The organism is Mesorhizobium sp. RSR565B (assembly GCF_054719465.1).
On the sequence record NZ_JBTTIE010000001.1, the window covers coordinates 289,039 to 303,993 of the forward strand.

Sequence of the window (14,955 nt, forward strand, 5' to 3'; positions counted from 1 at the left end):
TCCCTACTTTCGACCACGCAGCTTGGTCCCGCGCCTCCATCAGGGCAAAGCCAAGCAGGTTCTCGCCGCGCCCGGTTTGCCGTTTCGCTCATCGACGGGGGCACGGGTTTGGAGGCGGCAATATGCGGCCTGAGTTTTCAACGCGAGCTGCGCTTTCCCTCCGGTGTCGCCACCAGCGAGGCGGCGGCGGCATTGGCCGTGGCGATCGCCGCTTCCATCGGATGGCCACGGGCGAGGCCTGCCGCGAAGGCGCCGACGAATTCGTCGCCGGCGCCATGGGTGCTGACGACCTTGACCGGGACGGCCGCCAGTGCGAAGGCCGCGCCGGTCCGGTCGCAATAGGCGACACCTTCGCCGCCGGCGGTGACGATCGCCGAGGGGTAGGCATCGATCAGCCGCCGCGCGGCTTCGGTTGCGCCGGCGAGCGTATCGACAACCGGAACGCCGGCCAAAAATTCCGCTTCGATGGCGTTGACGATGACGATGTCTATCAGCGCGGTCAATTCGGCCGACAGTGTTCGCGCCGGTGCGGCGTTGAGCACGACGCGGCCGCCGGATGCCTTCACCGCGCGCGCGGCAGCGATGTTTGCGGCGTCGGGCACTTCGTTTTGCAGCAACAGCACTGCCGTCTGTACCACCACCTCCCTTGCTGCCACGACGTCATCATCGTCCAGCGTGAGATTGCTGCCGGAGACGATCACCGCACCATAGTCGCCATCGCTGTCGAAGATCGCCACGCTCATGCCGGAGCCTGCGCCTGCCGCCACGCGCACGAAGCGGCGATCGAGGCCAGCGCGATCGAGATTGGCCAGCAGCGCCGTGCCGAAATCGTCGTCGCCGACGGCGCCGATCATCGCCGCGCGCACGCCGGCGCGTGCCGCCGAGACCGCCTGGTTGCCGCCCTTGCCGCCGCATTTCGGCTGCCAGGCATGGCCGGTCACAGTCTCGCCCTTGCGCGGACGGTCGGGCGCGTCGACCATGATGTCGTAGTGCAGGCTGCCGAAGACGGTGACCAGCGGAACCGTCATGTGCCCCGGTCTTTTCGTTTCGAGGTGACCGCCGACATGGTGCGGCCGAGATTGCGCTCCGCCGCCTGGTAGTCGCGCTGCGCCACCGCCACGAACAGCGCGTCGAGGATGTTGAGCTGCGCGATGCGCGCCGCTGCGTTTTCGCCCATCAGCGGCGATCCCTGCGCCGTCGAGCACAGCACGATGTCGGCAATCCGGGCCAGCGGCGAGTTGTCGTAGTTGGTGATGGCCAGTGTGCGGGCGCCGCTCTTGCGGGCAAGATGGATAGCGTCGATGACGGCCGACGTGTTGCCGGAATGCGAGAAGCCGACGGCGATGTCGTCGGCGCCGAGCAGCGAGGCCGACATCAGCATCATGTGCGAGTCATCATAGACAGACGCGCGGATGCCGATGCGCAGGAATTTGTGCGAGACGTCGCGGGCGATCTGGGCGGAGCCGCCGACGCCATAAAAATCGCGGTTCCTGGCGCGGTAGAGCAGATCGGCGGCACGGTCGAAATCGTCCATGTCGAGGATCGCGAGCGTCTCCTCCAGCGCCTGGATCGAGGTGCGGAACACTTTCTGCACGATCTCGGCCGAGCTGTCGTCGACCGACAGTTCCTGGTGCATCTCGGCGGTCGGGAGGCGGCTGTATTCATAGACGGCGGTGCGGAAGTCGCGGTAGCCGGAGAAGCCGAGTTTCTTGGCGATCTTGACCACCATCGCCTCCGACACGCTGGCCTCCTCGGCGATCTGCTTCAGCGGAATGGTCTGGTCGAAACCGCGCCGGCCGAAGACGGTTTCCACCACCTTGGCCTCAAGCGGGGTGAGATGCGGCATCATCATGCGGATGCGCGGCCCCACGGCTTTCAGATCGAGATTGCTCAACGTCATCCACGTCCCCTCGTCTCCGGCCCGAGCATGGCTTCCTGGACGATAGCCTGCGACGTCACGGCGTCCTGACTGTCCATGGCGGCGGACAGGCGGTTATCCTTCTCCAGCCGGTCGACAACGCGCAGCAGGCGCTTGACGGTGGCGATGTTGACTTCGCATTCGCGCACCGGATCGAGCCCGGTCATGTCGGGGAAGGTGTCGAAGTAGATGGCGCCGGCGTAGCCGTCGCGGCGGATCTGGCGCAGCAGTTCGATGGTCTGCAGCGTGTGCACCGCGCCGACCATCAGGCCGTCGTCGCGCTTGGCATAGCCATCGTTGAGATGGACGCCGAGCAGCTTGCTGTGGCGAGCGATCAGCGCCGCTGCGAAGGCCGGCTGTTCGTCGGCATAGAGCACATGGGCGAAATCAAGCGTGACGCCGAGATTGGGTAGGCCGACCTCGCGGATCGCCAGCAAGGTGGTCGCGGCATCCGGCATCAGCGAGTAGGAGCGCGGTTCGTTCGGCTTGTACTCCAGGCTGATCTGGCAGCCGGGATCATGCGCGGCAACTTCACGAACCCCATCGATTTCGTGTTGCCAGAGCGTCGCATAGTCAGTTTGAAATGCATAGTCGAAGCCATCCTGGCCCAGCCACAGCGTCATCAGACTGGCGCCGGCCGCGCGCACCGCATCGATACCGGCCTTGGTCAAGTCGATGGCTTCGCGGCGCACCGCCGGGTCCGGATTGGTGAAGGCGCCGAGCTTGAAGGCCGGATTGGAGTAGTAACGCATGGCAAAGCCATTGATGGAAAGCCCGAAATCGCCGAGCTTTCGGGCGATTTCAGCCGGCTTTTCACTGACATGGTCGGGGAAATTAAGATCAAGGTCGGTCAGCCCGTCGACCTTGGCCGCGCGGGCTGCCATCTGCAGCATGGACGGCTTGCCGGTAAGATCAGGCCATTCGGCTTGCGGCCGCGAGGCGAAGGAATTCAGGCGGGTGGCGAAGCGACTGTTTGTCATGATGGACCTTTCAGTGATTTACTTCATATAAATACGAATATTTGTAAAGTTCTCATTTGCGAGGCGGTTTGTAGCGCGCAACATCCTGCTTGGCCGAGATCTTCGGCTGCGCCTCTGCGTCCATGCCGGGAGTTTCGAGTCCCGCAACGGTGCGGATGCTGGTGCAAGCCCTTGCGCCCTGCCTGCCGATTGACCAATCTCGCCGACACTGTCATGAGCCGCGGTTGGGGGATCGCACATGCCAACGCTTTATCAACTGAAACCGGCCTTTCAGGCCAGGCTGCGGCCGCTGGCCGACCGGCTGGCCGATGCCGGCGTCACCGCCAACCAGATCACGCTTCTCGCCGCCGCGCTCTCCACCGCCACAGGCCTGGTGGTCGCGGCCTTTGCCTTCCATCTCCTGGTGTTCCTGTTGATGCCGGTGGTGCTGTTCGTGCGCATGGTGCTCAACGCCGTTGATGGGATGCTGGCCAGGGAACATGGACAAGCATCAAAACTCGGCATGTATCTCAACGAACTCTGCGACGTCGTCTCGGACCTGGCGCTGATCCTGGCCTTTGCCACCTTGTTCCCGGCCTGGGGTGTCGTCGCCTTCGCTATTACCGCCATGCTGGTCGAGTTCGCCGGCGTGCTTGGCGTTGCCGCAGGCAGCGGGCGCAACTATGCCGGGCCGTTCGGCAAGAGCGACCGAGCCCTGGTGCTCGGCGTCATCGGCTTTCTCCTCGCTTGCGGCCTGTGGGTGGCGGGGATCGCGCCGTTTGTGTTTCCGATCATGGCTACACTGTCGGGGATAACCGCCATCAACCGGATACGCAGCGGCCTTAGAGCGGGCGGCACCTGATGCCAAAGCGTCAGGCACCCGACCGCCAGAGGGAAACCATGATCCACCAGACCATCGCCGCCGTAGCACCGGCAAGCCTCGAGCGCGTCGCGCAGGAGCGCACCTTCAAGAGCCATGACGGCACCGAGATCTTCTACCGCTACTGGCCGGCCGTTGGGCAGACGCCAAAGGGTGCGATCCTTCTGTTCCATCGCGGCCACGAGCATGGCGGCCGCATGGCGCATCTGGTCGACGAACTCGCCATGCCCGATCATGCCTTCTACGCCTGGGACGCGCGCGGCAATGGCCGCTCGGCCGGCGAGCGCGGCTATGCGCCGTCCTTTGCCGCCCTGGTTCGTGACATCGACTGCCTGGTGCGTGAGATCGGCCGGGATTGTTTTGGCCAGCGCGACATCGCGCTGATCGCGCAGTCCTTCGGCGCCGTGCTGGCCGCTGCCTGGGTGCATGACTATGCGCCCGACATCCGCGCGCTGGTGGTGGCTTCACCGGCCTTTTCGGTCAAGCTCTACGTGCCCTTCGCCAAAGAGGGCATTGCGCTGTGGCAGAAGCTCAAGGGCCGCTTCTTCGTCAATTCCTACGTCAAGGCGAAGTTCCTGACGCATGATGCCGAGCGCATCGCTTCCTTCGACGCCGATCCGCTGATCACGCGACCGATCGCCTCCAACATCCTGGTCGAGCTTTACGACCACGCTGCCCGCATCGTCTCGGACGCGCGCGCCATCACCGTGCCGACGCAGCTCTTGATCTCCGGCAGCGATTGGGTGGTGCGGCATGGACCGCAGCACGAATTCTTCGTCAATCTCGGCAGCAGCGCCAAGGAGCGGCATGTGCTGCCCGGCTTCTTCCACGACACGCTGGGCGAGCGCGATCGCAAGCAGGCGCTGGACTTGATCCGGCCGTTCCTCGAAAAGCAATTTGCCACGCCGGAGAAAACCATCGACTTGCTTCAGGCCGACCGCGCCGGCTACACCCGCGACGAGGCCGAGAGGCTCGCCTCGCCGCTGACGCTGTTGTCGCCCAAGGGAATTTTCTGGGCGATGAGTCGCGCCTCGATCCGCATGGGCGCCTGGCTGTCTTCGGGCATGAAGATTGGCATCGCCACCGGCTTCGATTCCGGCTCGACGCTCGACTATGTCTACGAGAACGACGCGCGCGGCACCGGCTTCATCGGCCGCATGATCGACCGCACCTTCCTCGACGCGATCGGCTGGCGCGGCATCCGCCAGCGCAAGCTGCATCTGGAAGAGCTGATCGGCAACGCCGCCGCCAGCCTGATGGCAGCCGGCCGTCCCGTCCACATGCTCGACATCGCCGCCGGTCACGGCCGCTATGTGCTCGATGCCGTCACCAAATGCACTGAACCGCCAGCAAGCGTGCGGCTGCAGGATTATTCCGAGCTCAATGTCGGGTTGGGTTCGAAGCTGATCGCCGAGCGGCAGCTGCCGACCAGCGTCACCTTCCATCAGGCCGACGCCTTCGATGCCGACATGCTGGCTGGGTTGACCCCGGCGCCGGACCTCGCCATCGTCTCCGGGCTCTACGAATTGTTCGCCGACAATGCGCTGATTTCCCGTTCGCTCGGTGGACTGGCCAGCGCCATGCAACCCGGCAGCCTGCTCGTCTACACCAACCAGCCGTGGCATCCGCAACTGGAGATGATCGCGCGCAGCCTGACCTCGCATCGCGGCGGCCAGGCCTGGGTGATGCGGCGGCGCACGCAGGGCGAAATGGACCAGTTGGTGACGGCTGCCGGTTTTGAGAAGATCGACCAGCGCATCGACCAATGGGGCATCTTCACCGTTTCGGTTGCACGGCGCGTCTGAGACCATGGCCCTGCCTGTCACTGACCCTGCCCCGGCGCGGGAACCCTATTTGGGCATCGTGCTGAGGGCCGCCCTTTGGCTGGCGCTGCTGGCGCCGTTCTTCTATTCGACCTATGGCTTTGCCAACTGGCTGGCGTCGCGGCGCGACCATGTCGGCAGCATCGTGTTTGCCTGGGAACACGCCATCCCTTTCGTCGCCTGGACGATCGTGCCCTATTGGTCGATCAATCTGTTCTACGGCCTATCGTTGCTGCTCAACACGACCAGGCGCGGTGTCGACCGGCTCGCCGGCCGTTATCTCTCGGCGCAGATCATTGCCGTCGCCTGCTTCATCGCGTTCCCGCTGACGGCGACATTCGTGCGGCCGGAAACCACCGGCCTGCCGGGTTTCCTGTTTGCAGTGCTCGGTGGTTTCGACAAGCCGTTCAACCAGGCGCCATCCCTGCACATCGCACTCCTGGTGATCATCTGGGACCATTGGCGTCACGTTCTGGCACGTCACCGTCTCGGCGGCATTCTCCGCCCGGTCTGGCACGTCTGGTGTTTTCTCATCGGCGCCTCGGTGCTGACGACCTGGCAGCATCATTTCATCGACATTCCGACCGGCGCCCTGCTCGGCCTGTTTGCGCTGTGGCTGTTTCCGTCCAAGGGCGAGCTGCCATTCTGGGGTTTTCGGTTGACCGCCGACCCAAGGGCGCGGCGGCTGGCGGGTTATTACGGGCTGGGGGCGGCCCTTGCCCTGACCGGCGCTGCCGAGGGCGCGTTGGTCTCCGCCGATTTTCTCATCCTGTTGTGGCCGGCATTGGCGCTGGCCATCGTCGCCTTCGGCTATGCTGGGGCCGGCGCCAAAGTGTTCCAGAAGGCAGCCGATGGTAGCGTCTCACTGGTCAACCGTATCCTGCTCCTGCCCTACCGGCTTGGCGCCCGGATCAATGTGTGGGTATGGACCCGCCAACTGGCGCCGCAAGCGGAGATCACCGACGGTGTTTTCCTCGGCCGGTTTCCGAGTGCCGACGAGGCCAACCGCTTCGGCACAGTGATCGACCTTGCCGGCGAGATGGAACGGCCGCGCGGCGTGACCTGCCGCTGGATCAGCTACGCGATGCTCGACCTCGTGGCGCCGCCTCACGACAGGCTGGAGCGAGCGGTGGCGGCGATCGAGCTGGCGCGCCGGCGCGGCACCGTCCTGGTCTGCTGCGCGCTCGGCTTCCAGCGCAGTGCAGCCGTCGTCGCCGACTGGCTGGTGGTGACGGGGCGCTCGTACACAGCTGCACAGGCGCGCAAGAAACTCGCCGCGTCGGGCAGGCCCGTGCACCTTCAGATCGGGCTGGATGAACCGGGGCTGGAAGAACCGGGGCTGGAAGAACCGACATGAGTTGGCCGGCATGAGTGGCGACAATTTTCCCGAGAAGGCCGAAATATTCGCCGCCGGGCTGATGGTGCAGGCGGTGTGGCCGATCCTGCTGGTGGTCGCGGCTGTGATGGCAGCGCCGGTCATCGGCCTGGTGGCCGGACCGCAGACGACAGCGCTGTCGGCGGCGGCCTGGCTGGTCGCGGCGGCGAGCGCCGTGGCCACGCTGGCTCTTTCGGCCTTGCTTTTGTTCGATGCGCTGCTGTTCCGGCTGATGGCAAGCCACGCCAGCGAGGCCGCCGGGGGTGCTGCGGTCGACGATGTGCTGACGCGCATGCGCCTGAAGCCCACCGCTGCCGGCGGCCGCTCGCTTGACCGTCGCATTGCAGGCACGCGCCGCCTGCTGACAAGGCAGCGCATAGCACTCGCCATGTTTGCTGCGGCATCCCTTTTCGCAGCGTTTGTTTGAGCCATGACAAAGCTCCACCTTCGCGCCAACACCTTCACCTTGCTGCAGACGGTGACCTCGGTCGGCCTGTCGGCGGCGGCCTGGGTGGTGACCGGCGTCAGGCCAATCTGGAACGGCAGCCAGCCGTCGGAGCGGCAGCGCATCTACTTCGCCAACCATGCCAGCCATGGTGATTTCATCCTGCTGTCGGCCTGTCTGAGCGAGAAGGTGCGCGCCCGGACCCATGCGATCGCGGCGGCCGAATATTGGGGCAAGTCGCGGCTGCGCCGCTTCATCGCGCAGGACATGCTGTCGTCCGTGCTCATCCACCGGCAGTGGACCGACGAAACGCAACACCCGATCTCGATCATGCTGTCGGTGCTCGACGACGGCCACTCGCTGATCCTGTTTCCCGAAGGCACTCGCAATACGACGGAGGCGGATCTGCTGCCGTTCCGCTCCGGCCTCTACAATCTGTCGATGGCGCGGCCCGATGTCGAACTCATCCCGTGCTGGATCGAGAACATGTCGCGCGTGCTGCCCAAGGGCCAGTTCCTGCCGGTGCCGCTTCTGTGCCGCGTCGTCTTTGGTCCGCCGGTGGCGATCGCGCCCGGCGAAGAACGCCGCACCTTCCTCGAGCGCGCGCGCCAGACGCTGCTGTCGCTCAACCCGCGTCCCGATCGGGACCACTAGCATGACCAGGCAAAGAGACTTCGTATGACACTGCCGCCAATGCATGAAACCGTCATCCTGCTGGCCGGCCTGATCTGCGTGCTGACCATGGCGAGCATCGTTGCCGGTATCCTCTCATGGCGGGCGCCGAAGCCGCTGCCCTCGACGCTCGTCAACTTGAACCAGCGCATCAACGCCTGGTGGGTGATGGTGCTGGCGATCACCGTCGCCTTCTTCTTCGGCCGCACCGGCATGACCATCCTGTTTGCGCTGATCTCGTTTGCCGCGCTGCGCGAGTTCGTGACGCTGACGCACAGCCGGCGCAGCGACCACTGGGTGCTGCTCGGCATGTTCGGCATCATCATTCCCTTCCAGTACTGGCTGGTGTGGACCGCCTGGTACGGGCTCTTCACCATTTTCATCCCCGTCTACTGCTTCCTCTTGATGCCGGCGGTCACCGCGCTCAACGGCGACACCGAGCGCTTCCTCGAGCGCGTGTCCGCGCAGCAATGGGCGGTCATGATCTCGGTCTACTGCGTCAGCCATGTGCCGGCGCTGCTGACCCTCAACGTGCCCGGTTTCGAGGGCCGCAACCTCCTGCTCATCGCCTTCCTGATCATCACCGTGCAAGGCAGCGACGTGCTGCAATACATTTTCGGCAAGCTGTTCGGCCGGCATCCTTTGTCGCCGTCCGTTTCGCCATCAAAGACTTGGGAAGGGCTGATCGGCGGGCTGGTGTCATCGAGCCTGCTCGGCGCCCTGCTGTCGTTCCTGACGCCGTTCTTGCCGCTTGCGGCGGCAGGCGTCGCCCTCATCGCCTGCCTGATGGGGTTCCTCGGCGGGCTGGTGGCGTCGGCGATCAAGCGCGACCAGGGCGTCAAGGACTGGGGTCACCTGATCGAGGGTCACGGCGGCATGATGGACCGGGCCGACAGCCTGGTCTTCGCCGCCCCGGTGTTCTTCCACATCGTCCGCTATTTCTGGACGTGAGCTAAGCCGTTCAACCGCGGATGGCGCGGCCTGCCTGCTGCAGCAATTCGAAGGCGGCGAAGCGCTTGTCGTGCCAGGGCACGAGGTCGCCACCGGCCGGGCGATAGATGTCGCCGATGCGCGACATGCCGGTCATCGCCGCGATCGCATCGGGAAATTTTTGCGCCGCCACCGCAGCCAATATGGCTGAGCCGAGCAGCACCGGTTCGGGCGAGGTCGAACCGGCGACGGTCAGGCCTGTGGTGTCGGCCAAAAGCTGACGTACCAGCTCGCTTTGCGCCGCACCGCCGCTGACGACGATAGTGTCGATGGCAATGCCTTTTTTGGCCATCGCCGCCAGGATCTGGCGAACGCCGTAGCCGATGCCCAGCAGGCCGGCGACATAGAGCGCGACCAGACTGTCGAGGGACGTGTCCATGCCAAGCCCGGCGATCAGGGCCTTGGACTCGGGATCGGCGAAGGGCGAGCGGTTGCCGAGGAATTCCGGCACGACATGCAGTCCATCGGCTAGGTGCGCTACTGCGGACAGGTCGGTGGACTGTTTCGCCGCCTGCTGACCAAGCCAAGCGGTCAGGCCGAGACCTTCCGCCTTGGCTTTTGCGGATGCCTCAGCCGTGGCCGGATGGAAAGCGACGAGGTGGTCGATTGCAGCACCCGCCGCCGATTGCCCGCCTTCATTGAGCCAAAGCCCCGGCACCATCGAGGAAAAATACGGACCCCAGACGCCGGGCACGAAGGCTGGCTCGCTGGTGCTGGCCATGGTGCAGGCCGAAGTGCCGAACACATAGGCCATGCGCGACTGCAAGGTGCCGACCGAGCCCTGCCCGCCAACCGTGCCGACGCCGCCGGCATGGGCATCGATCAGGCCGGCCGCAACCGGCGTTCCCGGCAGCAGGCCGAGATCGGCCGCGGCGGCCTCAGTCAGGCCTTGGGCAAGTGCCGTGCCGCCTTCGACGATTTCGGTGCCGATGCGGGCAAAGCCTTCATCGGCGAGCGCGCCGAGGCCGACGGCACGGAAATAGGCGTCGTCCCAGCGCCGCTCATGGCCGAGATAGGTCCATTTGCAGGTCAGCGTGCAGATCGAGCGGGCCAGGCTGCCGGTCGAGCGCCAGGTCAGATAGTCGGTCAGGTCGAAGAAATGCTCGGCCGCGGCAAAACTTTCGGGCAGGTTTTCCCGCAGCCACAGCAGCTTCGGCGTCTCCATCTCCGGCGAGATGGTGCCGCCGACATAGTCGAGCACGGCGTGCTTGCCGGCATTGATGCGCTGCGCCTGGTCGAGCGCGCGGTGATCCATCCAGACGATGATGTTGCGCTGGCTGTCGCCGGAACTGCCGACCGGCAACGGCGCGCCGTCCTTGCCGACCACGACCAGCGAACAGGTGGCGTCGAAGCCGATGCCGGCAATGTCGCGCCCAGCGAGCCCCGACTTCGTCACCGCCTCGCGCACGCTGGCGCAAACCGCACGCCAGATGTCCTCGCTCGACTGTTCGGCGATTTCACCCGGCTCGATGAACAAAGCAATGTCGCGCTTCGCCGAGGCAAGCATGGTGCCCTTGCTGTCGAACACCCCCGCCCTGGCACTGCCAGTGCCGACGTCGATGCCGAGGAAGTGGGACATGGGGAACCTCAGAAGTTAGGCAGTAGGCAGTAGGCAGTAGGCAGTAGGCAGTAGGCGAGATGGTCAGCAGTGAACCGTCAGTTGCAAGAGCCTCTCCCCATTCCCTGCTGCCTAATGCCTATTGCCTCACAAATCATTGCTCTGCGGCAGGATCACCAGGTCCCGGATGGTGACGTTGCGTGGCCTAGTCAGCATGAACAGCACGGCTTCGGCGACCTCGACCGGTTGTATCAGGCCGCCCTTGGCCAGTTCATCCTCAAGCTTGTCCTTTGGCCAATCGCTGATCAGCGCTGTCACCACCGGCCCCGGCTGCACCGCGCCGACGCGCAGGCCATGCGGGGCGACCTGGCGGCGCACCGTATGCACGAAGGCCTGCACGGCGTGTTTCGAAGCTGTGTAGATCGGCTCCCAGACCACGGGCACCAGTCCGGCGATCGAAGACGTGACGATGATGTCGCCGGTCTTGCGCTCGACCATGTGCGGCAGCACGGCGTGTATGGAACGGAACACCGCATTGATGTTGAGATTCAGCATGCGGTCCCACACATCGGGGTCGCCTTCGAGCACCGGGCCTCCGACATAGGCGCCGGCATTGGCGTGGAAGATATCGAGCTGGCCGGCCTTGTCCAGGATTTGCGGCATCATCGTCGCGACGCTGGCCGGCTCCATCAGATCGATCACCAGCGGGATCGCGTTGGGACCGAGTTCGGTGCAGACGCTTTTCAGCGCGTCGGCGGCGCGGTCGACGAGCACAACGCGAACGCCGGCGGCAATCAGCGCTCTCGCGCATTCCAGGCCTATGCCCGACGCGGCGCCGGTGATCGCCGCGACCTTTCCACTCAAATCCTGAGCCATTCTATCCTCGTATCGATTGCGGTTGCGTTCAGGCGCGGCCGTGGGAAACCCGCGAGCGGCGTGCCAGGGAGTCGACGATGACCGCAATTGCCAGAACGGCGCCGGTGATCATGTAGCGAAGCGACGATGACAGATCGAGCAAGGTCAGCCCGCTGGCGATCGACTGGATGACGATGATGCCGAGCAGCGCGGAATAGGCGCTGCCACGGCCGCCAAACAGGCTGGTGCCGCCTATGACCGCCGCCGCAATGGCGTTGAGGTTGACGTCGCCGGTGCCGGCCTGCTGGCTGGCGGAGGCCAGCCGCGCCGCCGACAGGACGCCGCCGAGGGCGGCAAACATCGAGCACATGACGAAGGCGCTGAGGTAGATCGAGCGCACCTTGATGCCGGCCCGGCGCGCCGCTTCGCGGTTGCCGCCGACGGCGGTCATCGAGCGGCCCCATTGGGTGCGGGTCAGCGCATAGTTCATCGCCACCACCAGGCCGACGAACAGGCCGAACATCCACGGTATGCCGCGCGCCTGGTTGAGATAACCGACGATCAGTTCGAGCAGGATGGTCAGGGCGGCGACGCGCACGATGAGGCCGCCGACAGACGGCGCCGACAAATTGACGGCCCGGCGGCGGCTGACGGTGCGCAGGCCGCTGATCAGCATGATGATGCCGGGCAATGCCGCCAGTGCATAGGACAGCCAGTCCGGCATGACCAGCAACTGGCCGAAATTCACCAGGTTCGAGCCATAGGGCAGATTGATCGAGCCGGTGGAGCCCAGAATATACAGCTGCAGGCCGAGCACGGCGAGCAGGCCGGCGAGCGTCGAGACGAAGCTTGGCATGCCGAGCCGGTTGAACAGCAAGGCATAGAGCGCGCCGATGAAACCGCCGACGGCAACCGCGGCGAGGATGGCGAGCGCCACCGGCCAGCCCTGGTTGACCCACAGCGTGCCCACCATGGCCGAGGCAAAGCCGCTGATCGAGCCGACCGACAGGTCGATCTCGCCGACCATCAGCACGCAGACGATGCCGAGCGCGATGACGCCGACGGTCGAGCAGTCGAACAGGAGATTGACCAGATTGCTTGACGAAACGAACACCGGGTTGAGCGCGGTGAACACGCTCCAGATGATGACCAGGCCGACGATGACCGGCAACGAGCCGAGGTCGCCGGAGCGGACTCGGTCGAAGAAGGCGCTGATGGCGCCACCGACGCCGGCCTGGTGCTTGACGCGGACGTCGCTGCGGTCGAGCGCCGTCGACGAAGAGGTGTCCTGCTTGGGCTCCGCGCTCATGGCCGCTGCTCCTGGTTGTGCGCTTGTTCGGCGGCCTTGCGCCGTTCGGCGCGGCGCGACACTGCATTGTTGGCGGCGCCGGTGATGGCGCTGACCAGTTCCTGGTTCGAGGCGTCGGGTTCGAAGACGCCGTTGTTGCGGCCGAGCCTGAGCACCACGATGCGGTCGGCGACGGCGCGCACGTCCTCCATATTGTGACTGATCATCAGCACGCCGAGCCCACGCTCGCGCACCCGGTCGATGAGGTTCAGCACTTCCGCCGTCTGGGCGACGCCAAGAGCGGCGGTCGGCTCGTCGAGCAGGATGACCTTGGGGTCGAGCAGCAGCGAGCGGGCGATCGCCACGGTCTGGCGCTGGCCGCCGGACAGCGAGGCGACCGCCTCGCGGACGCTTGGAATACGCGCCGACAATTCGTTGAGCAGCGTCCAGGCGCGAATTTCCATCGCCACCTCGTCCAGCCGCAGCGGGTTGATCTCCTTGCCGAGAAAGATGTTGGCGACGACGTCGAGGTTTTCGCACAGTGCGAGATCCTGGAAGACGGTGGCGATGCCGAGCGTCAGCGCCGCACTCGGGTCAGGCATGGTCACTTGCTTGCCACGGAAATTGATGGTCCCCGAGCTCGGCTGGTGAACGCCGGCCAGAATCTTGACCAGCGTCGACTTGCCGGCTCCATTGTCGCCGACCAGCGCCACCACCTCGCCGGCATGGACATCGAGATCGATATCGGTGAGCGCCGAAACGGCGCCGAAATTCTTCGAGATGCCGCGCAGGCTGAGCACCAGCTCGCCTGCCGAAACCGGTCCGTCAGAGATGTCAGACATGGTGGCAAACCTTTCCGGATGGGCGGTCAAGAGTGACTGCGGACTTCCGGCCGCCGCAAGGGCGGCCGGAAAGCAGGATCAGGATTCTAGGTCATCTTTTATGCATGTCGTTATCCCAAAACCGCTGCGCGATTTTGGGCGACCTGCATTGTCACTTTGTGATGCCGAGCTTCTTGCAGCCTTCGGCATAGCGGTCGACGCAAAGCTCTTCGGCGGTGTTGATCTTCTTGTCGATGATCTCGGCCTTGAGGTTTTCCTGCGTCACCACCGCCGGCGTGAACAGCTGCGACGGGGTGTCGTAGAGGGTCATTTCGGCCTTCGGCGTCTCGCCCGACAGAAGCTGGACGGCGACGTTGGCGGCAGCCGCCGCAACGATCTCGCTCGGCTTGGAGATGGTGTTGTACTGGTCGCCGGCGATGATCAGCTGCAGGGCGGCGATGGTCGCGTCATTGCCGGTCACCGGCGGCACCGGATCGACTCCGGCGGCCTTGAAGGCGGCGATGGCGCCACCACCGGTGCCGTCATTGGCCGCAACAACGCCGACGATCTGCGTGGAGAAGCGGGTGATCTGGCCGCTTGCCCATTGCTGCGCCTTCGGCGGCGCCCATTCCGGCGTGTCGTATTCGGCAAGGATCTTGTAGCCGCTGTTGTCGAGGCTGGAATGGATGCCCTTCTTGATCAGCCCGGCGGCCGCGTCGGTCGGCGATCCGTTGATCTGCAGCAGGCCGCCGCTGGCGGGGTCGACCTTCAGCGCCTTGAGGTGTTCGACGAGCGAGTCGGCAATGGCCTTGCCGATGCCTTCATTGTTGAACGAGACGTAGAAGTCGGCAGGTGCGGTCGGGATCGGGCGATCATACGCGATGACCTTGACGCCCTGGCTCTGCGCCAGCTTGACCAGCGAGGCGGCGGCAGTCGAGTCGACAGGGTCAAGCACGATCGCCTTGGCGCCTTGCGAGATCACCGAGTTGAACTGCTGCTGCTGGCGCGAGGCGTCGGCATCGGCGTTCTGGTAGATCACCTTGCAGCCGGGGCAGAGTTTTTTCATCTCGGCGACGAAGCCGGGATAGTCGTGCTGCTCGTAGCGCGTCGAGGCCTGGTCGGGCATCAAGAAGGCGACCGTGGCGTCGGTAACCGGGGCGGCAAAGGCAGCGGTGCCGCCAAGAAGAGAAAGAGTGAGCGCGATGGCTCCCGTCGATTTCCAGGCAAATCTGGTCATTTCGATAGCTCCGTTTCAAGGAATGGTTTCATGAAGCCCTGGACACCACATGGCGCCGGGCCTTGACTGCAGTCGGGCTGTTGCGAGGAACAACGGAGCACTTGATCCGTGCTGCGCATCCTCTTGATATCTCT

14 protein-coding genes are annotated in these 14,955 nt (G+C 64.9%); 6 read left to right on the forward strand and 8 right to left on the reverse strand.

Annotated features, from left to right (window positions below):
- Positions 1–137: 137 nt before the first annotated feature.
- From ACYG9R_RS01435 to ACYG9R_RS01445, 3 genes are read right to left on the reverse strand one after another with little or no spacing between them, the layout of a single operon-like run.
- Entirely contained in the window at positions 138–1,028 is an 891-nt protein-coding gene (locus tag ACYG9R_RS01435; protein ID WP_023824452.1) for a ribokinase, read from the reverse strand.
- Positions 1,025–1,900 carry a MurR/RpiR family transcriptional regulator gene (locus ACYG9R_RS01440; protein WP_023824451.1) on the reverse strand — a complete coding sequence of 292 codons (876 nt, stop codon included), beginning with the start codon at positions 1,898–1,900 and terminating at the stop codon, positions 1,025–1,027. The genes ACYG9R_RS01435 and ACYG9R_RS01440 overlap by 4 nt, the downstream gene beginning before the upstream one ends.
- Positions 1,897–2,898 (reverse strand): sugar phosphate isomerase/epimerase family protein, encoded by a 1,002-nt coding sequence (locus ACYG9R_RS01445; protein WP_023824450.1) that lies wholly within the window; start codon positions 2,896–2,898, stop codon positions 1,897–1,899. The genes ACYG9R_RS01440 and ACYG9R_RS01445 overlap by 4 nt, the downstream gene beginning before the upstream one ends.
- A gap of 238 nt (positions 2,899–3,136) precedes the next feature.
- On the opposite strand from ACYG9R_RS01445, the gene ACYG9R_RS01450 reads away from it, so the two are divergent.
- From ACYG9R_RS01450 to ACYG9R_RS01475, 6 genes are read left to right on the forward strand one after another with little or no spacing between them, the layout of a single operon-like run.
- Entirely contained in the window at positions 3,137–3,739 is a 603-nt protein-coding gene (locus tag ACYG9R_RS01450) for a CDP-alcohol phosphatidyltransferase family protein (RefSeq protein WP_023824449.1), read from the forward strand.
- Between the two features lie 41 nt (positions 3,740–3,780).
- A complete protein-coding gene (locus ACYG9R_RS01455; protein ID WP_031199579.1) occupies positions 3,781–5,562 on the forward strand; it encodes a bifunctional alpha/beta hydrolase/class I SAM-dependent methyltransferase in 1,782 nt (593 codons plus the stop codon).
- Between the two features lie 4 nt (positions 5,563–5,566).
- Positions 5,567–6,937: a phosphatase PAP2/dual specificity phosphatase family protein gene (locus ACYG9R_RS01460; RefSeq protein ID WP_023824447.1), complete on the forward strand. Its 1,371-nt coding sequence runs from the start codon at positions 5,567–5,569 to the stop codon at positions 6,935–6,937.
- 10 nt (positions 6,938–6,947) lie between these two features.
- The gene (locus ACYG9R_RS01465; RefSeq protein ID WP_023751873.1) at positions 6,948–7,382 is read left to right on the forward strand and encodes a hypothetical protein; all 435 of its coding nucleotides are present in this window, start codon (positions 6,948–6,950) and stop codon (positions 7,380–7,382) included.
- 3 nt (positions 7,383–7,385) lie between these two features.
- On the forward strand, positions 7,386–8,054 hold the full coding sequence (locus ACYG9R_RS01470) for a lysophospholipid acyltransferase family protein (protein ID WP_023672504.1): 669 nt from the start codon (positions 7,386–7,388) through the stop codon (positions 8,052–8,054).
- Between the two features lie 39 nt (positions 8,055–8,093).
- Complete coding sequence (locus ACYG9R_RS01475) at positions 8,094–9,023, forward strand: phosphatidate cytidylyltransferase (RefSeq protein ID WP_031199577.1); 930 nt, start codon at positions 8,094–8,096, stop codon at positions 9,021–9,023.
- 10 nt (positions 9,024–9,033) lie between these two features.
- Here the strand turns inward: ACYG9R_RS01475 and ACYG9R_RS01480 are convergent, their stop codons facing one another.
- From ACYG9R_RS01480 to ACYG9R_RS01500, 5 genes are all read right to left on the reverse strand, one after another.
- Positions 9,034–10,641: an FGGY-family carbohydrate kinase gene (locus ACYG9R_RS01480; RefSeq protein WP_023824445.1), complete on the reverse strand. Its 1,608-nt coding sequence runs from the start codon at positions 10,639–10,641 to the stop codon at positions 9,034–9,036.
- Between the two features lie 126 nt (positions 10,642–10,767).
- On the reverse strand, positions 10,768–11,496 hold the full coding sequence (locus ACYG9R_RS01485) for an SDR family oxidoreductase (RefSeq protein ID WP_023672501.1): 729 nt from the start codon (positions 11,494–11,496) through the stop codon (positions 10,768–10,770).
- Between the two features lie 28 nt (positions 11,497–11,524).
- Positions 11,525–12,784 (reverse strand): sugar ABC transporter permease, encoded by a 1,260-nt coding sequence (locus tag ACYG9R_RS01490; protein ID WP_023742395.1) that lies wholly within the window; start codon positions 12,782–12,784, stop codon positions 11,525–11,527.
- Complete coding sequence (locus ACYG9R_RS01495) at positions 12,781–13,605, reverse strand: ATP-binding cassette domain-containing protein (RefSeq protein ID WP_023824444.1); 825 nt, start codon at positions 13,603–13,605, stop codon at positions 12,781–12,783. The genes ACYG9R_RS01490 and ACYG9R_RS01495 overlap by 4 nt, the downstream gene beginning before the upstream one ends.
- A 151-nt stretch (positions 13,606–13,756) precedes the next feature.
- On the reverse strand, positions 13,757–14,821 hold the full coding sequence (locus ACYG9R_RS01500) for an ABC transporter substrate-binding protein (RefSeq protein ID WP_023672498.1): 1,065 nt from the start codon (positions 14,819–14,821) through the stop codon (positions 13,757–13,759).
- Positions 14,822–14,955: the final 134 nt, after the last annotated feature.